We start from the raw sequence: 23,055 nt of genomic DNA, 5'->3' as shown, positions 1-23,055 counted from the left end.
CCGGTCGAGATGACGTAGTTTTGTGGTGGTAGTTTCGGTTGAGAGGACGAGCGGTTGTGGTGGTTCAACCCATATCCCAAAAGCGGGACATGGGACACCCCCCTGACACCCGCCTTTGGTCGATTGGGATGATTTGGTTTGGATTGTGGTCGGTCGGGTTGCGTTAGCGGTGACGTCGGTGGGGAATTTTATGCGGAATCAAGGCGTGTAACGCGACGTAACGTTCTTGTAACTTATAGTGTTTATTGCAGATATCAGCGGAGTTGGATCCGTTGTAGCACCGGGGTATCTGCGTTTATCTAGACTGTTCTTCTTTTCAGCCTCTACTGTTCTCTGGCTATTGAAAACTCCGATTCGAAGGATGTGAGTGGTGCCGGATCTTCGGTTAACACCAGCGGCTTCGATGTAAGCGGATACATGTCGAGAGAGTCCGCCGCAGGAGTGAGATTTTCCGAAAGCCATTTTAAGGAGGCAGTATGCAATCCCCAATGAAATTCAATCAGATGTCCGGCAACGCTGGATGGTTAGAGCAGATTTTGCGGCTTCGCGGCGTGGTGCTGAGTGTGGTGTGCCTGCTGGTTTTTGCGGCGGTGTCGTTTGGGCAGGGCGTTAGCGGACGTCTGCAGGGTACGGTGGCCGACTCGACCGGAGCGCTGGTTCCGGGGGCGAAGATCGCCGTCACAAATCAGGACACGGGGGTGGTGAGCCACCTTACCTCGGACAGCCAGGGGGAGTACATCGCCAACCTGCTGCCTCCGGGCAACTATAAGGTAGAGGCGAGCGCGCCCGGATTTCAGACGACGGTTTCGACCGGCAACGTAGTGACGGTGGATGGCACGACGCGCGTGGATGTAAAGCTGCAACTGGGCACGTCGACCCAGTCGGTTGAAGTGACGGGAGACAACCCGCTGGTGAATACGTCGAGCTCGTCGATGGGCGAGGTGCTGAACACGCGGGCGATTGTGAGCCTGCCACTGAACGGGCGGGTCTTCTCGCAACTGGTGCAGACGGTGCCGGGATCGGTGGCGACGGGATTTGGCAGTGCGCCGGAGGCGGCTGCTGGTGCCGGCGCTTCGGGCTCCATTACGGCGAGCGTGAACGGGCTGCCGTGGGGAGGAACGACGTACACGCTGGACGGCGTGAGCAACATGGAGCTGCTGAACGCCTTCATCAACGTGACGCCGGCGCTGGACTCGTTGCAGGAGGTGAAGGTTTCGACCAGCAATGCGGATGCGACGGTCGGCACGTACGGCGGCGCGCAGGTGAATGCGTTTGTGAAGTCGGGCACCAACCAGTTTCATGGATCGGCGTATGAGTTCTTTCGCAGCGACAGTTTGAATGCGATTCAGTGGCAGGCATTAACGAAGGCACCGTATCGCTCGAACGAGTTTGGCGGATCGCTGGGCGGACCGATCATTCGCAACAAGGCGTTCTTCTTTGTGGACTACCAGGGACTGCTGCTGAACAACGGCATCGCCTACAACCTGACGGTGCCGACTGACTTGATGAAGCAGGGCGAGTTTCTGACCAGCCAGTTCCCTACTCTGTATGATCCTTCGACGGGCAATCCGTTTCCGATTGTGACGACGAGCCAGGGGCCGGCTTACCAGATTCCGACGTCGCGCTTCGATCCTGTGGCGGCGAAGATGGTGGCCGACGCGTCGATCTGGCCGGAGGCGATCAACCAGAACAGCATCAGCCAGAACTACAAGGCGAACACGTCGGAGACGGACAACAACCACCAGTTCGATGTGAAGGCGGACTATCAGTTCGGCAACGGCGACCGGCTGTTTGCGCGTGAGTCGTATCAGCGGCGCGATCTGACGGCTCCTTCGCCGGGGACGCGGTTCATCCAGATCGGCGATGTGAACGCGGCTTCGCGTGATCACAACACAGCGGTTGGATATGACCATACCTTCTCGCCCAAGGCGACGAATGAGTTGCGCTTCGGCTTCAATCGTTTCTACACGAAGGACTTTGGCAACGACTTTGGCACGAACGAGAATACAGCGCTGGGGATTCCGAACGGCAACGACTCTGCGTTTGCGGGCGCGTCGGGCATGGCGATCTTCAACGTCGGCAACATTGCATCGACGGGGTCGCAGGACTGGACGAACTCGCACCGCATCACGAACGTGTATCAAATTACGGACAACTTCATTCGGGTCTTCGGCAAGCACACGGTGACGGTGGGCGAAGACTATCGGAGGTTGCAGGCTTCGCTGACGAATGCGAATGCGAGCCAGAACGGCAGCTTCTCATTCAATGCGGACTATACGAGCAGTTGCACGGGCCAGCCGAATTGCAGCAGCAGTACGGGCGGCAATGCGTTTGCGAGCTTCCTGCTGGGGTTGCCTTCGTCGCTGTATCGCGGCTTTGTCGATACCGATCCGGCGACGCGCGCGCACCTGGCGGGCGTGTATGCGCAGGACGAATATCACATGTCGAAGTCGCTGACGCTGAACCTGGCGCTGCGCTGGGACGTGATTACGCAGGCGATCGACAAATTCAATCGGCAGTCAAACTTCAATCTGTCGACGGGGCTGCTCGATATCGCGAGCAACAACAACCGCGCGCCGAATGTGGACAACTACTATGGCAACTTTGCGCCGCGGGTTGGCTTCTCCTACTCACCTAATAACGGACGGACGGCGGTGCGCGGCGCGTTTGGTATCACGACGTTTCCGGGAAACTTTGGAGCGATCGGCGGCAACCTCGAGCGCAACTTCCCGTTCTTCCAGCAGTACTACCTGAATCAGCAGCTTGCCTATACGCCGTTTACGCAGGTGAGCGTGCAGGGATTGCCTGCGTTCATTCCGCTTTCGACGAATGCGCCGGTAACGCCGCAGCCGAACTCTTCGGTGACGCTGATACCGAGAAACTTCCGTCCCGACAATGCGTATACGTGGAACTTCGGCGTGCAGCAGCAGATGACGCCGTCGACGGTGTTCAGTCTGAGCTATGTGGGAACGAGAGGAATCAATCTCTATCGCGACTACAACATCGACACGCCTGCGCCGGGGCCGGGAGACCTGACGACGCGGCGGCCGTATTACAACATTGCGCCGGAGGTAACGTCGATCAACTATGCGACGTCGGATGGGCAGTCGATCTATCACGCGCTGCAGGCTGAGCTGAAGAAGAACTTCTCACATGGGCTGGAGGGTCGCGTCTCGTATACGTGGTCGAAGGAGATCGACGATATGAACGTCTTCTATCCTCTGCACGATAACCTGAACCGCGCAGTGGGCACGAGCCAGGCGCCGAACGTGCCGAGTAACTTTATCGCGAGCTTCGTCTATCAGCTTCCGTTTGGGCATGGCAGAACGTGGCTGGCGAACAGCTCGCGGCCAGTGGATCTGCTGCTGGGCGGCTGGCAGGTGAGCAGCATTACGACGCTGCAATCGGGCCAGCCGTTGAGCTTCGGTATCTCGAACGACAATCTGAACAGCGGATTTTCGAATCGTGCGGAACTTGCGTGCCCGACGATTCGCAAGATCGGCAAAACGTCGGAGTGGTTCGATACGACGTGTTTGACGACGCCTGCGCAGTATCAGTTGGGCAACTCAGGCGTGGGTAAGGTGCTGGGGCCGAGCTACAGAAACTCGGACGTGTCGCTGTCGAAGACGGTGCGAATTCGTGAGCAGATGGGCGCGAGCTTCCAGGTGGATGCGTTCAACCTGACGAACACGCCACACTACTCCAACCCAAACACGACATGCTGCACGGCGCAGAACCCGAGCTTCGGGCAGATTACTGGCACCAACGGCACGCCGCGCGAGATACAGTTAGGCGGACGCTTCACGTTCTAAGGCGGCTGTGTCTTGATTCTGTGGCTGGCATCGCGCAACACAAAGCGATGCCAGCCTGTTTGCCGGGTTGCATGAAGCACTTAAGGGACAACGAATGAGAATGAGCAGACGGCGGTTTCTCGGCGCATCGGTTGCGACGACTGCGACGACGCTGGCGACGACGATACCGGGCCTTTCGCAAAGCAGAGCAGGGCGGAGGACGAACCTTGTGCCAGTGAAGCCGTGCGATGCGCCGAACTACTGGTGTACGTGGGCGGTGCAGAACTATATGTATGGGCATGGCCTGCGGTCTCTGGACGCAACGCTGCTTGAAGGTGATGCTGGCGCGCAACTAGCACGTGCTGCGATGACCGAGAAGAATGTGTTGGGCGATGCCGGATGGGCGAAGACGTTTTATCCGAAGGTGCGCGGCGATCTTTACCTGATGCTCGATGATGGATGGGAGAGCGGCGGCATGGCGACGTTTGAGGTGGCGACGGCGAAGTTTCCATCGTTCACCGGCGATGCGACGGAGCGGCTGCGTGGCTTGAATCATGCTGTAAAGACGACGGGATGGCGCAGCGCGGCGTTATGGTGCCGCAATCCGCCGGATGGCGACAGCGGCAGGCGCTTAGAGAAGTTGAGCGATGCTGCGGGGATTCCATACTGGAAGATCGATATCGGCGATCCGAATTTTGAGATGGTGCAGATGCGCGATGAGATGCGACTTCCGTTGCGGTTCGAGCATGTGCATGGAGAGTCGGCAGTTAATGGGGATTGGCATAAGGATGGGCGGTTCGGCGTGCAGCCGTGGGGCTCGCGGCGGATGGTAATTCTGCGCAACACGGATGTATATCGAACGTACGATGTGACTTCGATTCTTTCGTTGCCGACGACGCTTGATCGGTTGGCGGAGATGTTGAAGGGGACGCAGGGCCACCCCGAAGTGAAGGCTCTGCTGAATGTCGAGGACGAAGTTTATGTTGCTGCGGCGATGGGATGCACGATGGGAGTGATGCGGCATCCGCTGACGGGATTGAGGCCGGGCGATGATGCCGATCTCTTCTTCAACGGGCCGCGACAGGCGAAGCGGCGCATGGACGAGGTGGTGCGTGCAGTGCGCTGGCAGCGGATTGCGGCGCCGTTTTCTCCGGGCATAGGAACGGTTGCGATTGACGATGAGATTCTGACCGATAGCTGGCGGTTTGCAAAGGGGCAGAGCTGGGAGAGTGATCTGATTGGCGCGGAGGTGCGGCAGGGCGCTCCGGCGCGCATGGCTCGCGGCATGGCGCTGCCCGAAGTGAAGGCGAAGGGCGAGAGGCCGTTTGCTTTTGCGACGCGCTTTCCGAATGGCGCGGTGGCCGTGGCTGCGCAGGAGAGGACGCGCGTCGGCGAGGCGTGGTACATGCCGGAGTGCGAAGTGACGCTGCCGGTTGCCGATGCTCCGGGGCCTTATGGCGTCTTTGGAAATTTCAAAAGCCTGACGATGGTCTTCGAGGCGCCGCTGCATGGGAAGCGTGTGTTGGCGCAGGACCTAGCGGGCGATGAGGCCGTCGATATAACTGGCGACGTGCAGGTTCGCGGCAAGGTGTTGCATTTGCCCGGAGAGGTGCTGCGCAGGGTGGGATTGCGGAGTGCTACTGCGGGCGATTTGTCCTCGCCAGGACTGGTGATTGCGCTTGTGTGAGGCTGCGCGGCGTGGCTTCGACTAAGCTGATCTGAATGGAGGAGAGGATGTTCTTTGAGCGTGCGGCATCGCGAGGCGGTGTGACTCGTCGGCAGGTTAATAAGGCGCTGTGTCTTGTTCCGTTTCTGATGTCGGCGTCGTTGCGAGGCGAGACGCACGATGCGAAATCGGAGCTGGAGTTTGATTCTTCCGATATTGCACTGGTCAATAGTTTTCGTTGGGCGAAGCAAGAGGCGATGTCGTATGTCTTCGACGGCGACCCGGTGGGGCCGTGGTACGAGGCCGCGCTGCCGGGGCGGCATGCCTTCTGCATGCGCGATACGTCGCATCAAGCCGACGGCGCGCAGGCGCTGGGGCTGGCCCGGTACAACCACAACATGCTGCGTAAATTTGCGGAGAACATTGCGGCCTCGCGGGACTGGTGCAGCTATTGGGAGATCGACCGGCTGAACCGGCCAGCGCCGGTGGACTATAAGAGCGATGCGGAGTTCTGGTACAACCTGCCCGCGAACTTCGACGTGCTGGATGCGTGCTATCGCATGTATCTGTGGACGGGAGATACGTCGTATATCGAAGACCCGGTGTTTCTGAACTTCTATGACCGCACGATGACCGACTACATCGAGCGCTGGCAGTTGAGTCCGGAGCGCGTCATGAAGCGGACGAGCAATATCGAGACGCCTCCTTTCTTTCGCGGTGATCCGACGTATGAGGAGAGCAGCCGCGACAACCTGGTAGGCATCGATCTGCTGGCAACGCAGTATGCGGCCTATCGTGCCTATGCGGCGATCCAGTCGATTCGCGGCAATGGGCAGGCAGCGCGGCGGTCGATGGAAAACGCTGCGGAGATGAAGAGGCTGATCAACACAACGTGGTGGAACGCGGCGGGAGGGTACTTCTATGCGTTCTTTAACAAGCAGCATCAGTTCATCGGGCGCGCGGGAGCGGACGTTCTCTATCGCGATGCAGCGGAGGCGGGGCCGAAGACGGCGAGCGCATTGCAAACGTTGTTGGCGACGATGAAGACGGAGCCAGTGAGCGCGGTGGAGGCGAAGTCGCACTATGCGGAGATTCTGTACCGCTATGGTGATGCCGCGGCGGCGCGTGCGCAGATCCTCGATCTGACGCGCGAAGGGCGTGAGCGGCGAGAGTATCCCGAGGTCTCTTATTCGGTGATGGGCGCGATGACGATGGGGCTGATGGGCGTTCGCGTGGAGCCGACGCAGCCGCCGGCGAAGATTGCTGCGGGCAGGCATCTTGCTGTTGTGGTGGAGACGATGCCGCGTTTGACGGCGGCGACGGGATGGGCGGAGCTGCGTAATCTTCCTGTGCAGGGCAGCGTGATCGGCGTGCGCCACGAGGGCGAGCGCAGCACGAAGCTGACGAATCAAGGCACGAAGGCGCTGGTGTGGAGAGCTGTGTTTCCGGGGTCGTTCGCTGCCTTGTTGGTTGGGGGTAAGCCGCTCAAGGCTCATGCCGGATCGGCATACCGGGGCGAAGCTACAAGCTCAGTCGAGGTGATGGTTCCGGCGGGAGATACGGTTGCAGTGAGGGTAGCGTCGTAGACGATGAAGAAGATGCTGCTGCGGATCGATCGGGTGGATTCACTTTCAGTGTTGAAGCCTGGTCTTCTCTTCGCTTAAGAACGTTGCTCTCGCCAGCGGGAAATCGAAGGATGGGTCAGAGGGAGCAAGTTCGATTGCGTGTTCTACGGCCTGCCTGGCATGCACGTTGTCGCCAACGGCGGAGAATCCGTCGGCGAGGCTGTCCTGCAGGTTGGCGTTGCCTGGATGCGCCCATGCATTTAATGAGAAGACAGCGAGGGCGTCTTTTGCGCGGTGCTGTCCGAGCAGGTTATAGCCCCACGTGTTGAAACGATCGACCTCGATGCAGGACGCGATTCCATCGGCTCCGCAACTGGCGAGAAATACCGCCTTTGCCTTGTCGATCCCTTGTGCAGCAACGAGCGTTGCTGCCTCCAGCGGCGATGGCGGCGGCGGAGTTGCGGATTCGTGCCGGATGGTCATGCCGGGCTTTTGTTCGATGGACGCGGTTGCGTTGGCCTTGAGCTTTGCGTCGAGCTCGGAGCGCAAAGTTCGAGCGACCGATTCATAGCCGTCGCGGCCGGTTTCGCGGTTCCAGCCATTGAGGGGATAATCGGTCGGCAGCGGTGTGTGAAAGTAGTCCGCGACCATAGCGAAGGAGGTAAAGTCGCTGTGATGCATGCGGTCGATGGTGATGAAGGTACGGTCGGCATGACGAAAGGACTCTACTACCGATAGGTCGAGCGGCTCGTTGCCTTGAGCTCCTTGAGCGCGGCGCAGATCGATGAAGGCGGCCCTCATTTTATTGGGATCGTATCCATAGGAGTGGGTCAGCACGCCCGAGAGACCGGCGAAGCCGTATGTGCCGTCGAGCCCGATGACAACGGACACGTTGGAGTTGCGCAGGCCGAGAATCACAGCTTCGATTGCGCCTACGCTGTGGCCGAGAGCAGCGACTTTGGATGGGTCCACATTGCTTTCCTGTTGCAGGATCGACCACGCAAACTCCATGTCGCGTACCGATGCCTCAAGGTCATCGGAGGTTCGCGATTGGAAGGCCTGCTCGTTCGAGGGACCGAGCAGAGAGACGCTGGCGAAGATGTAGCCGTGGCTTGCGAGGTATTCGGCAAGGACAACATTCGAATTGATGGGTGCGTTCAGTCCGCCAAAGTAGAGCACCACGGGAAAACGCCCCGGAGCCGGTTGGGCATCGCGTCGTGCGAACATCTGCATCTTTTGCAGATCGGTAATGCGATCGCGCGGAACCGAGTCGATGGCGTCGTCGCGATTGCGCTGCCGCATGATGTCGTTGAATGCAGCGAATTGGGCCGGGGCGGTCTGATCGACATAGTCGTCGAAGGCCATGCTTTGGCCTGTAGATGGCAGCGCCGGATACCACACATTGATTTGAATGGGCCGTCCGTTACGGTCGGGCGAGAAGGCGCCATCGTAGGTGCGCGTGATCTTCCATGTGCGCGAGGTGTCGTATTGGAACAACGTCTTCAACCCCGCACCGTATGGGCCGGGCGTGAGCGTGTCCCACAAAGCAGGCGCGACCGCGGATGATTGCGCCGTCGGCGATGGGGTCTGAGCAGGTACGCAGGGAATGAGAACGAGAGCGCAGAGTGCGGCACATACGAGTTGGCGCAGGATCGGCATAAGAGCAGGTACGAGATCGAGGTTCGCATGGTTCCCGAAGCTATAGGATGTTGCTGGTTCGGCCGCGAGACGCGGGAGCGCGCGGGGTCTTTCACCTCTTTGAAAGCTTGATAGAGCTTTAGTTATTGACGAGATCAGAAGCTGCTTAGAAGAAACTCGCGTGCGGCGGCCGGGCATGAAGGGGAGCATTCTGTCTCTGTACTTCACGAGCCCGACGATGATCGGGCCGCGCATCTGCGGATCGACGCGTGCCATCTCGACGGCGACGGCGGCGGAGATTACGGTTGCGGCGGGAGAGCGTTGAGGTCAAGGTGGTGGCGTAGGGAAATGGAGTATCGCCGAAGGTTGATTGTAAAAAGCGAAGGCCGCTCCAAACGGAGCGGCCTTTTGTTCTGCGCTATTGTTTGGTTATTGCACCTGGACAGTGAGTGAGGCGGATGCCGGTGCGCCGGGGTTGGTGGCGACGAGCGTGCCCGTGCCAGCCGCAGCGACGTCGGATGCGGGAATGGCGACGGTGACATGCGTTGAGTCAACGATGGTAGTGGTGCGGTAGCTGCCGTTCCAGGTGACGGCGACGCCGGGAACAAAGTTGCTTCCGGTTAAGGTGAGCACGGTGTTGCCGGAGCCTGCCGTGATGGTGCTGGAGGAGTCCGCAGTGATGGATGCTGCCGTGTTGGTGTTGAGCTCCTGCGGGACGACGAAGGGGCCGCGCAGCAGATAGAGGAGGGCGCTGCCGGTTCCGAGGTCGTCGCGCAGAAGCAGAGCCAGACCGTCCTGACCCCAGCGATAGAGATCGTCGGAGTAGTAAAGATTACTCGAGCCGGGGACCACGCCTGGTGTCGGCAGCATCACGATGGAGTTTACCTGGTTGGTGTCAGTCGAGGCCGACGTCAACGCCTCGGGGCCATTGCCGCTATAGACGCTGCCGAAGAAGACCTGATGCAGCGAGAGGTCCGGTGCGACCGGCGTTCCGTTGAGCGCGACGACGGTGGTTGGAGAGAGGTTGATGGTAGCGTTCTTGGTGATGGTTGTGGGGGTGAAGGCGTAGACGTTGCCGGTGGTGCTGTAGCTCACGCTGCCTGCAACTTTCATGCATCCGGATTCTTCCGTAGGCGAGGTTGAGGTGTATGAGGCTACCGCAGATCCGAGGCCGGTGCTCGATACCGGATAGAGGTTAATGTCGGAGAGAGTGTTATATGGGTTGATCAGGTAACCCGCGTTCAGGAATACCGGGCAGTATCCATAGTGCGATGGGAAGCCACTTACGTTTCCTGAGCGGGCCGTTACCGTGTTGGTGGCTGTGTCGTAGTCGAAGACCTGAATCTCAGTCGAACCGGTGGTCGATGTTCCTAGTACCAGCTCGTTCTCTGTTCCGGGAGCGATCGAAAAGCTCTGCGTCTGTATCGTGGTACTTCCGCTTATGCCGGGAACGGTGGCGATGGTGACGGTGTTGGTCGTCATGTCATAGCGGGTGACCACGGTGGAGGTCAGAGCGTAGAGCGTCTTGCCGGAGTCGCTGAGTGCGATTGCGTAGGGCATGCTGGCGAGCAGGACGGGAGTTCCGATGGTCCCGGTGGCGGGGTCGATGGATACGAGCGAGTTGCCGGCCAGTGTGCTGGTTGCCGCCCCGATCGTTGCCCACAGCTTGCGATTGTAGGGATCGTAGACGATGTGGTTGACATTGAGCGCGAGCGTCATAGCAACCGGAATTGCGATGGTTGCAGAGGGGGAGGGTGCTGACGGCGTATGCACCGAGAGAGCAAGCCAGCCGAGCGATGTGAGATTGGCTGCAGGAATTACTGCCGTCAACTGCGTGCTGCTGACATAGGTGGTGGACAGCGCGGTGGTTCCGATCATGGCTACGCTGGTGGCGTAGAAGTTCGTTCCGGTGATGGTGATGGTGGTGTCTGTGGAGCCTGTCAGGATGCTGTTGGGGCTGGCGCTGGCGATGGTGGGCGATCCGGCGGCGACCGTGATGTTGAGTGATGTCGATGTTCCTCCGCCGGGCGCGGCATTGCTGACGGTAACGGCGAGCGTCCCGGGCAGGGCGATGTCTTGGGCGGTCAGTGTAAAGCTGAGCTGCGTCGCGTTAACGAAGGTCGTGGTGCGGGACGAGCCGTTGACGAGTACGCTCGAGGAACTGACAAAGCCGGTCCCTGTAATCGTAATCGCAACGGGCGTGCTGCCGGCGGCGATGGTTTGAGAAGAGAGCGACGTGACTGCGGGAGCAGGATTGTTCACCGCGAAGGCTACTGCAGCGGAGGCGCCCGAGGTGCCACCATTACTGGCGGTGATAGAGAGCGTTGCCGCAGTGGCAAGCTGTGCCGCCGGAATGGTCGCCTTCACCTGAGTTGCGCTGACGTAGGTGGTGGCTTCCGCAGTGTTGTTGGCGCTGACCGTCGTTGTGCTGGTAAAGCCGGTTCCGGCAAGCGTCAGGGTGGTGTCCGATGCACCAGCCACCACGGTAGAGGGAGTGACACTGCTTATCGTAGGTGCAGTGGCTGTGCCTCCACCGTTTGAAGAAGAATTGTTGTTAGAGCACCCATAAAGGGAGCACGCACAAACGATAACGATTGCACAGAAAAATCTGTAGGGATGTGAGTTGAACTTCGGCAGCAAGGGTCACCATCTCTTTCTGGCCCAAAACTTACAGTGTTTTGCCTTACGGAAGGCTACTGGATCAGGCAGTGTTCAACAATACAATTCAACGGCAACGACTGCAACATTTTCCCGTTTGGAGACGGATAAATATGTTGTGAATACGATATAGTTTCCAGCCAGCCGGGAGACCCCGGAGGCTTTGTTATGCGGGCTCGCGCCGGGTGGGAAAGAGCGGATTCCTCCGCTTCGCTGCGGAATGGAAATACAAAAAAGAAGCGGAATGGTGATGTAAAAGAGAGCGGAATGGTCGCCGGGAGTAGTCAGAAGCTGCTTAGAAGAAACTCGCGTGCGGTGGCCAGGACCTTTTCCTGCACGGCTCGGTCGGGCAGCATGCGTGCGACCTCCACGGCGCCGATCATGGTGGAGAAGATGACGAAGAAGGCGCGCTCACGCTCGCTGGCGCGGCGGCCGGGCATGAAGGGAAGCATCCTGTCTCTGTACTTCACGAGCTCGACGAAGATGGGGCCGCGCATCTGCGGATCGACGCGTGCCATCTCGGGAGCGAGCGCAGGCAGGGGGCAGCCGCGCTCGGCGTGGTCGCAGTACTCGAGGCTGAGGTAGGTCTTCACGATGGCCTTCCAGCCGGACCCGGCGCGGGCCTGTTCGGCGGCGTGGGTGAGGGTGTCGGCGATCTCGGCAAAGGCATCACGCAGCGACTCGAGCACAAGCTCGTCCTTGTTTTCGAAGTGCTTATAGAAGCCTCCGTGGGTGAGGCCGGTGTCGCGCATGACGGCGGCGACGGCAGCGCCGCCGAGGCCTTCGGCGCGCACACGACGCGAGGCGTCTTTGATGATCTTCTGGTGGACCTCGGCTTTGTGCTCGGGGCGGTAGCGCATGGATGCTTTCCTGATGCTCCTTAATTGCTCCTAAGGTGCTTTTAGGATGCGCGAGATCATCCTTTGATGCAACCGGCTGCTACTGCTTCAAAAAAATCTGAATCCGTAGGATGATATGAGTAATCCTATGCGGGAAAGGAGAACTTCCCGTGCCTGATTCCGTCCACTCCCATCCCATCCTGATTACCGGCGCCGCCGGCGGGCCGCAAGGCTCGACCGGGCGCGTCGTTGCGGGCCTGCTGCTGCGGCAGGAGATTCCTGTTCGTGCCTTCGTGCACAGGCTCGATGAACGCTCGGAGGAGCTGCGCCGCGAGGGCGCGGAGATCTTCGAGGGTGATCTGCTGAACCCGGCCTCGGTCGAGGCGGCGATGCATGGGGTGCGGCGCGCCTTCTTTACCTATCCGGTGACCGATGGGTTGATGGAGGCGGCGACTATCTTTGCTGCTGCGGCACGCGATGCAGGGCTCGAGCTGGTGGTGAATAACTCGCAGTTTCAGGGCGCGCCGGACGACGCCGATTTTCGCGATCTCTGGGCGGCCCCGTCGTTTCGGAACCTGCAACACCGGCTGGCGGACCGCGTCTTCGACTGGGCCGGGGTGGGGGCTGTCCATCTGCAGACGCCGCCATATTACGAGAACCTGCGTGCTCTCTTTCGCAGCGTGGCCGAGCAGGATGCGGTGTTTGTGCCATGGGGCGAGGGCGATGCGGTGCTTCCGCTGGCCGGTGCGGAGGACGTATCACGCGTGGCTGCGACGTTGCTGGCCAACCCCGGCGCGCCGCGCGAGCGTGTCTACGCACTGGTGACCGAGACGCCGACAGTGCGGGAGATTGTTGCAGCGCTTGGCCGCGCGCTGGGAAGGACGATTCGCTACGTGTCCATCACGGACGAGCAATGGGCCGAGGCGGTGCGAGAGCGACTTGGCGCGCATGCTCTCGACCACCTGAGCCACCTTTGGCAGTTCTACCGCAGAAGCGAGCGGCGCTATCGGCCGACCGATGCAATTCGCACGGTGACTGGTCGCAGCCCGCAGACGCTCGAAGAGTTTTTTCGCGCCAACGCGGGACTCTTCCGTAACGCAGGCGCGTGAAGTTCTCTTGCGATCACGCGCAGAGCCGCACCCGCTTATGAAATGACGTACATCATCCTATCGGACAGGAGAAAGAACATGTTGCCGCAGAACCTCTTCCAGATACATCTCGTTGCAGGCTATATTGCGTGCCTGCTGTTATTCAGTACCTACATCTTGCCCAGGCTGCGGGCGATGGGCCGCTTCGAGGCGCAGCGCGCTATTGCGACGCTGCACAGCTTCCGCTTCTTCGGACTGGCGTTTCTGCTGCCCGGCGTGGTCGGGCCGGGGCTGCCTGTGGGCTTCACAGTGTTCTCCGCTTATGGCGACTTTGCGACTGCGGTGCTGGCTATGCTGGCGCTGCTTGCGGCGCGGGTTGGGGCAAGAGGGCTGCGCCCGTTCTTCTGGGTCTTCGTCGCTGCTTTTAATGTTGTGGGCGTGACCGATCTGATCGTCGACTACTACCACGCCATCCATCTGAACCTGCCTGCGCAGGCCGGGCAATTCGGCGCGATGTATATCGTTCCGGTGATCTATGTGCCGATGCTGATGATCACGCACATCGCGGCGCTCTACTGGCTGGTGCGCCCCGAGGCCAGGGCAAAGAGCGTGGCGGCATAATCTTCTTTGTTCGGCGGCCTAGCCTGCAGTTACAGCTTTGAGCCGCCGTCGACCGGGATGCTTGCGCCGGTGATCTCGAGTGGCTGTTGCGGCGAAGCTTCGCGAGGGAATCCTGCTGTGGCTGCGTGATCTTTCATCGCGAGCTGGTTCGCTTTGGGGCTTTGCGTTGTCATATCTTCGGCTTGTGGAACGTTGTGCGGAGACCTACGATGGAGAGAGAGGTTGAGTGATGCGGCTTCCGTTCGCTCTTCTTCTGTCTTAATTATCTGCAAAGGGAATCGTTATGGTCGCCATTGAGATTGAGTATCAGGGAGAGTTGCACTGCAAGGCGGTGCATGGGCCTTCGCACACGGAGCTTAACACCGATGCACCGAAGGACAACCAGGGCCGCGGTGAGAGCTTCTCCCCTACGGACCTGGTCGCAACCGCGCTGGGCTCGTGCATGCTGACGGTGATGGGCATCATGGCCTGCACGCTGAACGTCGATCTGAATGGAGCTACGGCGACAGTCGAAAAGGAGATGACCGCTGCGATGCCGAGAAGGATTCAGAGCCTAACGGTGAGGATTCATGTGCCGGGTTCGGTGAGCGAGGAGAACCGGCAGAAGCTCGAGCAGGCCGCGCATACTTGTCCCGTTCACAAGAGCCTGCACCCGGATGTCCGGATTCCGATTGCATTTAGCTGGGGATGAAAGTGTCGTTCGAGTTTCGATAAAAAAGGCCCCCTTCCTTTATTCAAGGAAGAGGGCTTTGAGTTTGCCCTGGTTCTGCAAAAAAAATTGGTTAGAAGACGAACTTTAGTGCGAGCTGAATCTGCCGCTCGGTGGAGACGGTGGAGGTGATCTGGCCGAAAGCGTTACCCGGCGAGACGTTGTTGGTGGGCGGTGCCAGGCTGGTGGTGTTGAGCACGTTGAAGAAGTCGGCACGGAAGTCGAGGTGCTTGTCTTCGGTGATGTTGAAGGCTTTGCTGAGCGCGGCATCGAGATCGTGGTAGCCTGGTGCGCGCTCCGAGCCTACGCTGGCGGTGCCGAGGCCGGTCGATGACTCCTCCCCGTAGGCGCAGACGCCTTTGTCGGCGTCGGTGATGCAGGGAGTTGCGGAGGGATCGGTGCCGAACCAGTGGTCGACGGAGCGGTTTTTGATAACGAGCTTGCGATAGTGATTGGCGCGGTCGGTGCGCTGGTTGACCGAGTAATGTTCAGCCGACATCATGGTGATGGGCATGCCGGTGTGGAGGCTGGCGACGGTGGCCAGCTTCCATCCGCCGACGGCGAGGTCGGCGAAACGATTCATGTTGCCTCCGAACTGCTTGCCGCGACCGAAGGGAAGATCGTAGTAGCCGGAGAAGGTAAAGATGTGGGTGGTGTCGAAGAAGGCAGGGCCGTAGTCCGTTCCGCCGTCGTAGGAGTTTTGCCAATAGGCGCTCTGCGACGCGCCTGCACCGCCGCCCGCGCCGTAGTAGCCGAGGTTGTTGGTGAGCGACTTGCTCCATGTGTAGTTGGTGAGGAACTCAAGCCCGCGGCTGAGGCGGTGCCGCCCCGTGATCTGCAGCGCGTTGTAGTTCATCATCGAGTTCGATTCGGTGTAGCTGACCAGTGTAACCAGTGAAAGTGCAGGCGAAAGACTTGTAACCGGATACGGGCAGGTGGGGCAAAGTTTCTGATTGGCCTCTCGTGGATCGACGAGATGATCTCCATCCTGTCCGAGATAAGCGACGACTAACGAGGTGGTGTTGTTAAGTTGATATTCGGTGGTGAGGTTGTACTGCTGAATCAGAGCGGGCTTCAGGTTGGGGTCCCAGGCACGAATATTGCCGAAGAGTAGAGAGGGGTCGGCGGGACGGGGGAAGCCATTTTGGGTCTGGAAGAATGTGGTCCCATCGGACGACTTGGAAGAGTCGATGAAGAAGGGCGGGTTGAGGGTGAGGCGCAGGTTGGCGCCGGTGCCTTCGAGGAAGTTGGTGATGCCGTATCCACCGCGAACGACGAACCTGCCGTTGAGATTGCTAGGAGAGTAGGCGAAGCCGACGCGCGGCATGAAGCCTCCCCAGAAGCCGTGGTAGAGAGCGCGGCTGTTGCCGTTCTGCCCGGCGTACTCGATTGCTCCGGTGGTAATGCTGATGTTGGCCTGCTTGTTGTTGACCTCATACATAGGCTGGTCCCACTCCCAACGAACGCCGAGGTTGAGGGTGAGGCTGTCGCTGACTTTGAAGTCGTCCTGCACGAACAAGGCGTCGCGCCACTGGCGCTGTCCCCAGCGTCCGGTGACGGCACCCTGGCCAAAGCTGAAGGCGTCGTTCTGAAGGAAGTCGGCCCATGGATCGCCGGAGGCAGTACCGGTGTATTTAAACCAGCCGAGTGAGCCGTCGTTGCCGGAGTAGTAGCGGTTCTCCTGATAACGAAGCCACTGCGCGCCGAATTTGAGCGCGTGGCGGCCATGCTGCCAGCTCAGGTTGTCGCCATAGGTAAAGGCGTTGACGATGCTGTCGGAGTCGATGCCGGCGTAGTTGCCATTGGTCTGTGCCTGCTTCGTGGTGCCGATGGGATCGACCGACGCAGCGGTAACGTCGAAGGTCGAGATGCCGGGCACGATCTGTGTACCGGGAATGCCGAGCTTCTGGTTGCCGGTGAGGCCGAACTGGCCGCTGAGGTCGGTGGGCGTGGCGATGTAGCGCGTGCGTCCAACACCTGCGCGAGCCTCATTTACGATGCTGGTCGAAAAGATGTGTGTCCAGTTGACGATGAAGCCGGTGTAGGGGTCGGAGTTGTTGGTGGGAATGTCGGTGGGGAGGGAGACCTGGCTATAGCCGTCGTGCTCGCGGCCCATGGTGAAGCGGCCGGAGACGCTGTCGCTGTTGGTGAGCTTGGCATCGAGCTTAACGTCGCCCTGATCGTTATGAGTGGCGTTGGCGTAGGTGCCGCGATAGTCAAAGGTAGTGCCGTAGGGGCCGCTCCCCGTAACATTAGGAGCCGGATAAAGCTCCGGGTGAGCGAACAGGAACTGCGCGACCGGATTGGTGATCGTAACGTTATGACCGAGCACCGGAGCGTATCCTGCGCGCATGGCCGACGTGGGGACGGAGCGCAGCTCGGAGGTGCTGGCGTGCTGGCGCGCGCCCTGGTAGTCGACGAAGAAGAAGAGCCGGTTGCGAATGATGGGGCCGCCGAGGGTGCCGCCGAAGATGCCGCGATTGAGCGCGGGGACGGGGCCGATGGCGGAGGCGGGGAACGTGTGTTTATTCGTCCAGCTATTGGCGTTGAGGTTGGTGTTCTCGAGGAACCAGTAGGCGTCGCCGTGGAACTGGTTGGTGCCGCTCTTGGTGACCATGACGACCTGGCCGCCGTTGGCGTTGCCGTACTCGGCGGTGGCGTTGCCGCTGATGATGTGCAGCTCGCCGATGGCGTCGACATTAGGGCTGTAGCCGATGTAGTTGTCGATGGCCTCGTTGATGTCGGCGCCGTCGAGCGTGTAGTTATTGGACTGCTCGCGATTGCCGTTGATGAAGAAGCCGCCGTTGTATCCGCTGCGGCCGACCATGTTCTGTGCCGAGGGGTTAGGGGTGACTGCGCCTGCAACCAGAGTGGTCAGCGAAGAGAAGTTGCGCGCCTGCAAGGGAAGCTCGGTCGCCGAGGCAGAGGTGATGGTGTCGCCGGTGGTTGCGTTCTGCGTGTCGAGGATAGGCGCTGCGCTGCTGACGACGACGCTCTCATTCACCGATCCGACGGTCAGGTGCACATCGACCTTGGCCTCCTGCGAGACCTCGAGCGCGAAGGGACCGGCGCTGGCAGGCGCAAAGCCCTGCGCGGTGACGGAGATCTTGTAGTGACCGATCTGCAGGAAGTGGAGCGTGTAGATGCCGTCGGCGTTGGTGGTCGCGGGCGTCTGCACGCCAGTGTTGACATTGATTGCGGTCACCTTGGCGTCGTTGACGGCGGCGCCGCTGGGATCGGTGACGGTGCCGGTAATGGAGCCGGTGATCGTCTGCCCGAGCGCCATGGAACAACTGAGGAGAAACAGAGCCAAACTGCGTAAACCAAACCTTGCTTTCATGGGAACCTCCGTAAAGTTTGCGGTGCTGATGTGGTTGGGGCGACGACCGCTCGAAGCGGTCTTTATGTCTGTCCTTGTCTCGTGCCGGTGCCCTTTCGAGGTGCGCTGTTCGCGTGCAGGATTTATTTACTCCGAAAATACGAATTAGTTATCGTCCTGCTAGATGGTATTGTCAAGAGGATTCGTAAACCACTCGGATAATTTAATATGATTTATGAAATAAATTCAGATGATAATGAGAGAGTAGAAGGTACATACCATCAAGAATCGGAATGCACTCTGTGACTAAAAACAACAGAAAGATCTACGGCACCACCTCGTCGAGGCTGGCGGTCATCGAGGCGCTGCTGCAGTCGGGGCCGATGTCGCGTTCGGCGCTGGCGGAAGAGACGAAGCTGGGACGGTCGGCATTGACCGAGATCAGCGATGCTCTGTTGCAGGCGGGGCTTCTGCTCGAGGTTGCAGTGGTTCGCAACAGTCCCGGCAAGGGGCGGCCTTCGACGCTGCTCTCGGTGAACCCGGAGCGCGGCTACTTTGTCGGCGTGGACGTTGGCGAAAACCCAATGCTGATGGTGCTTACGAATCTGGCGGGCGATATTGTCAGTCAATACCAGATACCGGAGAAGAACGATCCGCAGAAGATCGCCGACGCGATTCGCCGCGGCATCAAGCATCTGGTCTCGCCGAAGGAGAGCTCGTCTAAGAAGATTCTGGGGCTGGGCATCGCTCTCTCCGGCGTGGTGGCGCACGATACCGGCGTCTGCATTCACTCTTCGGCGCTGGGCTGGCATGATGTTCCGATTGCGGGAATTGTGACGCAGGCCACGGGCATTCCGACTTATGTCGATAACGACGCCAACGCCGCGGCAATTGCGGAGAAGCTATTCGGCAAGGCGCGCGAGGCGAGGAACTTCAGCGTGGTGACGCTGGGCGCGCGTATCGGCTGCGCGCACTACGTTCGCGGGCGGCTCTATCGCGGCAACGACGGCGGCGCGGGAGAGATCTCGCACATCACGGTCGCACCGGGCGGCGATCTTTGCCCGTGCGGCAAGCGCGGCTGCCTTAACATGCTCGCGGCCAGTGAAGAGATTCTGGAGAAGGCGAAGGCGGCGAAGCTGCCGGGAACGAGCGTTCGCAGCATCGAGGTGCTGGCGACCAAGGGGAACCCGCACGCGATTGCGATTCTGCGTGCGGCGGGCGAGGCGCTGGGCTTCGCCGTGGCCAGCGTGATTCAGGTGAACAACCCTGAGCTTGTGCTGTTTGAAGATATTGCCGGTTTCGACAGCGGCTTGTTTACCGTGACGGCACGGCAGACGATCGAGAATAATATTCTGCCGCGGTTTCTATCTTCGACACGGCTGTTCTTTCATCATGTCGAGCCGACGTTTCTGGCGCGCGGTGCGGCGAGCGTGGCTGCTCATAAGTTTTTGTTTGAGCAAGCTACCCGGTGATGGTGGTTCAACCCATATCCCAAAAGCGGGACATACGGCATCCGTCTTTGATTGGGAGATGACTGGGTGGATGTTAAATAAAAATGTGCCAGCCACAAACATGTGGCTGGCACATTTGTTTTTGCGGCTGGTTAGTAGAGGATCTTCAGGCCGAATTGCAGGATGCGCGGCTCAAAGGTGCTGGTGATCTGGCCTCCGCTGGTGGGCGTGGCTCCGAGGGTTCCGCCGAGGCCGCTGCCGGGCAGGTAGAGGTTGGTGTGGTTGAAGAGGTTGTAGCTCTCTGCGCGGAACTCGACCTTGAGGCTCTCGATAGGAGTGCTGAACTTCTTGTTGAGAGCAAGGTCGGTCTGGTAGAAGGCCGGAGTGCGACCGGGGTTACGCGAGGCGTTGCCGAAGGGGCTCAGCAGCGTTCCGCTTGCGTTGCGGGTTGCAGGCAGCGTGTAGGCCGCGAGGTTGATGTACTGGATGTAGCCGCTCGCGAGCTTCGTCTTCTTGATGACCGGCTGACCGGCGACGACATTAGGACGATACTCGTTGGCTCCGCGATAGGTTGCGGAGATCTGTGGAGAGACGGCGTTGGCCGAGTTGGGCGAGTAGCCGATATTGAACGGCGTACCGGCCTGCATGGTGTTGATGCCGCTGATCTGCCATCCGCCGATCAGTGCATCGACCGCGCCGTTGCTGCTGCTAAGGAAGCGTCGGCCATGGCCGACGGGCAGCTCGTAGACGAGGCTGGTGACGTTGGCCACGGGTAGGTTGTAGTCCGACTGGCCATAGTCAGCCTTGATGTTGTTGGCGTCCTGCGGCGAAGGCGTGTTGCCTTCGAGCGAGGCGCTGGCGTTATCGAGCGAGTGCGACCAGCTAAACGAGTTGAGCAGTGTCAGCCCGGCGACGAAGCGCTGTTCGTAGCGAACCTGTAGAGCGTCGTAGCGAGAGACGAAGACGTTGGGAGCTTCGGTGATGTCGCTGGGCCAGTTGCCGAAGGGCCGCGCGAAACCGTTGGCCGGGTTCTTCTGGTTGCCGTTGAGGAAGCCCTGCAGCTTGAGGCCGCGGTTGCCGACGTAAGCGATATCGAGCAGCGTGTTCTTGGCGACCTGCTGCTGCACGCTGAGGAAGTAGCTCTGCACATAGCTGTCGCGCGTGTCCTTGGGCACCCAGGTGATGTTGTCGGTGGCTGGGTTGAAGGTGGTCACAAGGCCCGAGGGATATCCCTGATCGACCGTCGCGTAGCAGCTTGGAGTGGTGCTGCCGGAGCCGGGCGTGATGATCTGGCTGGGCAGCGGGTTGCAATGGTTGGTGGCGTTAGGTGTGGGCTGGGTAACCGAGGCGAACTGTGCCTGCGGCGCGTTGATGGCGAGGATGTCGCCCGAACCGGCGCGGGTGTAGTGGACGTAGCTGATGCCATAGCCGCCGCGCAGCGCGGTCTTCGGCGTTGCAGCGTAGGCAAAGCCGAGGCGCGGAGCGAAGTCGTTGAGGTCAGGATTGACGAGCGTGCTGCCGTAGACGCCGCTGCCGCTGACAGGCGTGATGCCGTTGCCCTTTACAGCGCCGGGGGTAATAGTGAGGACGGTCTGCGTGGTGGGATCGAAGTTGGAGATGAACTTGTTCTGCTCGGAGTAAGGCGAGCCGTACTCCCAGCGGAGGCCGAGGTTAAGCGTCAGCTTGGGATTGACCTTCCAGTCGTCCTGCGCGTAGGCGCTGTCGAGCGTCTGGCGGAGATGCGCGACGAAGTAGTTTGCCAGCGAGTAGTTATTGGTGTTGCCGAAGAGGAAGTCGGCCCAGTAGTTGTCGCTGACGGCAGAAGAGTTGCCGCCTACGCAGCTTGAGCAGAGGCTGTAACCGCCGCCGTAGCTGAAGGAGCCGTAGAGCGGGTTGTTGTCGTTGACGGCCATCCAGATGTGCTCGTACTCGTAGCCGAACTTGAGCGAGTGATTGCCCTTGACCCACGTGAAGTTAACCTTCGGATCGAGCAGAGCGGGGTTCTGCCACTGTGGGTTGGTGCTCTGACGACCGAAGGCGGTGAAGCCGGTGATGCTGGTAGAGGGAAGTCCACCTGCTACGACCGGGTTGGTCGGCAGGCCGGGGATGGTGATGGCGTTGTTGCCGATGGAGAGGCTATACTTGCCAGCTTTGGTTTTCGAGAGGGCAACGCGGGCATCGAGAATCTTGTTGGAGCCGAAGAGATGCGTGTTACCCAGCACTACCTGCTGATCAAGCACGCGGATGGTGCCGTTGGTCTGGCCGTCGATCGGCAGAGGCAGCGCAGGATAGTTGACGCCGGTCTCCTTGCGGTCGCTGATGCGGAGGAACCAGCTGCTGCTGGCGCTCTGCTGATAGTCGAGGCGCAGGTCACCCTTGTCGGAGTTGTCGGTGAAGGGAACCTGCTTCGAGTAGTCGTTGGTGGCAAGGCCGGTGCTGGGAAGACCTGCCGTGGGCAGGCCGGGGATTCCCTTGAAGTAGCTGATGATCTGCTGCGAGATGGGATTGATGGCGGTGCTGGGGATGGCGGTGTTGGCCTGGTAGACGGTGCCGGTGATGGGGTTGCGCACGGGCACAACGAGGATGCCGTTCAACTCATTCTGCGTGGGCAGGGTAAAGACGTTGAGCGGCTTGAGCGTCTGGCGGAAGCCCTCGTAGTCGAGGAAGAAGAAGAGCTTGTCCTTGCGGATGGGGCCGCCGACGTTCATACCGAACTGGTTGCGGTTGAAGGTCGGCTTCTGGAATGGGATGACGTTGCCGGTGTTGCCGACGGTGGTGGGCTTGAAGTATCCGGCGGCGTTGAGGTCGGTGTTGCGGATGAACTCGTAGAGCGTCGCGTGAAAGCGGTTGGTTCCACTCGCCGACGCGGCGTTGATCGTGGCTCCTGAAGAACGGCCATACTCGGCGCTCTCGTTGTTGGTGACGACCTGGAACTGCGCGACGGAGTCAGGCGGAATGGCGATGATCTGGTTGTCGAAGCCCTGGTTGCTCTCGCCGTACGCGTTGTTGTCCATGCCGTCGAGCAGGAAGTTGTTGAACATGCTGCGCTGGCCGTTGATGTTGTAGGCTCCGGCGCGGACCAGGCTGTTGACCGAGCTTGTCGTCGCTGCCGTAGGTGCCTGACGTGAACCGGTAATCAGGCCGAGCAGGTCGGAGTAGTTTCTGCTGACCAGCGGAAGCGCCGCGCTCTGATACTGCGTAATGGTCTGGCCGCGCTGACTCGAATCGGTCTCGATCTGCAACGCAACGTCGCTGACCTCGACTGTCGTCTGCGCTGTGCCGACTTGCAGCGTGAGATCGATACGTCCGCGCACGCCGACCGAGACGGTGATGTTGTTCGCGACCGCATCGGCAAAGCCGGGGGCCTTGGCGGAGATCTTATAAACGCCGACGCGCAGCGAAGGAGCGTCGTAGTCGCCGGAGGCATTCGTCGTTACCGTCGAAGTTGCCGACGTTGCGGTGTTGGTGATGGTGACGACGGCGTTCGGAACGGCGGCTCCGCTGGCATCGTGAATAGTGCCGACGAGGCTTCCGTTGTCGTACTGAGCGAAGGCGCTCAGGCCGGGGAGGAGCAACAGCAGTGCCAGCGCGAGCGAGAGCCGGCGGGCGATGCTTCCTCTGTTTTTACTGCTGCTTTGGTTTTTGTTGTGAACATAGGTCCGGCTACTTTCCATCAGCATTGAATCTCCTGCCTCCAAATAAATTGATTG

Annotated in this window: 14 protein-coding genes; 8 read left to right on the top strand and 6 right to left on the bottom strand. The window is 60.0% G+C overall.

The genetic code is table 11. From position 1 onward, the window contains the following. Positions 1-476: 476 nt before the first annotated feature. The 3 genes from IEW09_RS02580 (at position 477) to IEW09_RS02570 (ending at position 7,043) form a co-directional block, all read left to right on the top strand. Complete coding sequence (locus IEW09_RS02580; RefSeq protein ID WP_188552575.1) at positions 477-3,812, top strand: outer membrane beta-barrel protein; 3,336 nt, start codon at positions 477-479, stop codon at positions 3,810-3,812. A 94-nt stretch (positions 3,813-3,906) separates the two neighbouring features. After that, positions 3,907-5,478, top strand: a complete 1,572-nt coding sequence (locus IEW09_RS02575) for a hypothetical protein (protein WP_188552574.1) — start codon at positions 3,907-3,909, stop codon at positions 5,476-5,478. Positions 5,479-5,525: 47 nt separating this feature from the next. Further along, positions 5,526-7,043 carry a hypothetical protein gene (locus tag IEW09_RS02570; protein WP_188552573.1) on the top strand — a complete coding sequence of 506 codons (1,518 nt, stop codon included), beginning with the start codon at positions 5,526-5,528 and terminating at the stop codon, positions 7,041-7,043. Between the two features lie 45 nt (positions 7,044-7,088). On the opposite strand, the gene IEW09_RS02565 is transcribed toward IEW09_RS02570, so the two are convergent. After that, positions 7,089-8,681 (bottom strand): alpha/beta hydrolase, encoded by a 1,593-nt coding sequence (locus IEW09_RS02565; RefSeq protein ID WP_188552572.1) that lies wholly within the window; start codon positions 8,679-8,681, stop codon positions 7,089-7,091. A gap of 175 nt (positions 8,682-8,856) precedes the next feature. Between IEW09_RS02565 and IEW09_RS18755 the strand changes: the two genes are divergently transcribed. Beyond that, complete coding sequence (locus IEW09_RS18755; RefSeq protein WP_263369043.1) at positions 8,857-8,985, top strand: hypothetical protein; 129 nt, start codon at positions 8,857-8,859, stop codon at positions 8,983-8,985. Between the two features lie 104 nt (positions 8,986-9,089). Here IEW09_RS18755 and IEW09_RS02560 read toward each other — a convergent pair whose 3' ends face one another. Beyond that, positions 9,090-11,300: a choice-of-anchor Z repeating domain-containing protein gene (locus IEW09_RS02560; RefSeq protein ID WP_373282786.1), complete on the bottom strand. Its 2,211-nt coding sequence runs from the start codon at positions 11,298-11,300 to the stop codon at positions 9,090-9,092. Positions 11,301-11,602: 302 nt separating this feature from the next. Beyond that, positions 11,603-12,178, bottom strand: coding sequence for a TetR/AcrR family transcriptional regulator (locus IEW09_RS02555; RefSeq protein WP_188552570.1), 576 nt, complete (start codon positions 12,176-12,178; stop codon positions 11,603-11,605). 149 nt (positions 12,179-12,327) lie between these two features. Here IEW09_RS02555 and IEW09_RS02550 point away from each other — a divergent pair, with 149 nt between their 5' ends. Continuing rightward, on the top strand, positions 12,328-13,266 hold the full coding sequence (locus tag IEW09_RS02550; protein ID WP_188552569.1) for an NmrA family NAD(P)-binding protein: 939 nt from the start codon (positions 12,328-12,330) through the stop codon (positions 13,264-13,266). Positions 13,267-13,344: 78 nt separating this feature from the next. Then, positions 13,345-13,866, top strand: coding sequence for a DUF8737 domain-containing protein (locus tag IEW09_RS02545; RefSeq protein WP_188552568.1), 522 nt, complete (start codon positions 13,345-13,347; stop codon positions 13,864-13,866). Positions 13,867-13,895: 29 nt separating this feature from the next. Here the strand turns inward: IEW09_RS02545 and IEW09_RS02540 are convergent, their stop codons facing one another. After that, a complete protein-coding gene (locus IEW09_RS02540) occupies positions 13,896-14,039 on the bottom strand; it encodes a hypothetical protein (protein ID WP_188552567.1) in 144 nt (47 codons plus the stop codon). 110 nt (positions 14,040-14,149) lie between these two features. Here IEW09_RS02540 and IEW09_RS02535 point away from each other — a divergent pair, with 110 nt between their 5' ends. Next, complete coding sequence (locus IEW09_RS02535; RefSeq protein WP_188552566.1) at positions 14,150-14,557, top strand: OsmC family protein; 408 nt, start codon at positions 14,150-14,152, stop codon at positions 14,555-14,557. Between the two features lie 91 nt (positions 14,558-14,648). Here the strand turns inward: IEW09_RS02535 and IEW09_RS02530 are convergent, their stop codons facing one another. Then, positions 14,649-17,915, bottom strand: a complete 3,267-nt coding sequence (locus IEW09_RS02530) for a TonB-dependent receptor (RefSeq protein ID WP_188552565.1) — start codon at positions 17,913-17,915, stop codon at positions 14,649-14,651. A gap of 272 nt (positions 17,916-18,187) precedes the next feature. Between IEW09_RS02530 and IEW09_RS02525 the strand changes: the two genes are divergently transcribed. Further along, positions 18,188-19,366, top strand: coding sequence for an ROK family transcriptional regulator (locus tag IEW09_RS02525; RefSeq protein ID WP_188552564.1), 1,179 nt, complete (start codon positions 18,188-18,190; stop codon positions 19,364-19,366). 131 nt (positions 19,367-19,497) lie between these two features. On the opposite strand, the gene IEW09_RS02520 is transcribed toward IEW09_RS02525, so the two are convergent. Further along, positions 19,498-23,025, bottom strand: coding sequence for a TonB-dependent receptor (locus tag IEW09_RS02520; RefSeq protein WP_229739035.1), 3,528 nt, complete (start codon positions 23,023-23,025; stop codon positions 19,498-19,500). Positions 23,026-23,055: the final 30 nt, after the last annotated feature.

It is taken from the genome of Edaphobacter dinghuensis (genome assembly GCF_014640335.1).
Taxonomy (GTDB): domain Bacteria; phylum Acidobacteriota; class Terriglobia; order Terriglobales; family Acidobacteriaceae; genus Edaphobacter; species Edaphobacter dinghuensis.
This window is presented reverse-complemented; position numbering and strand designations above follow the sequence as displayed.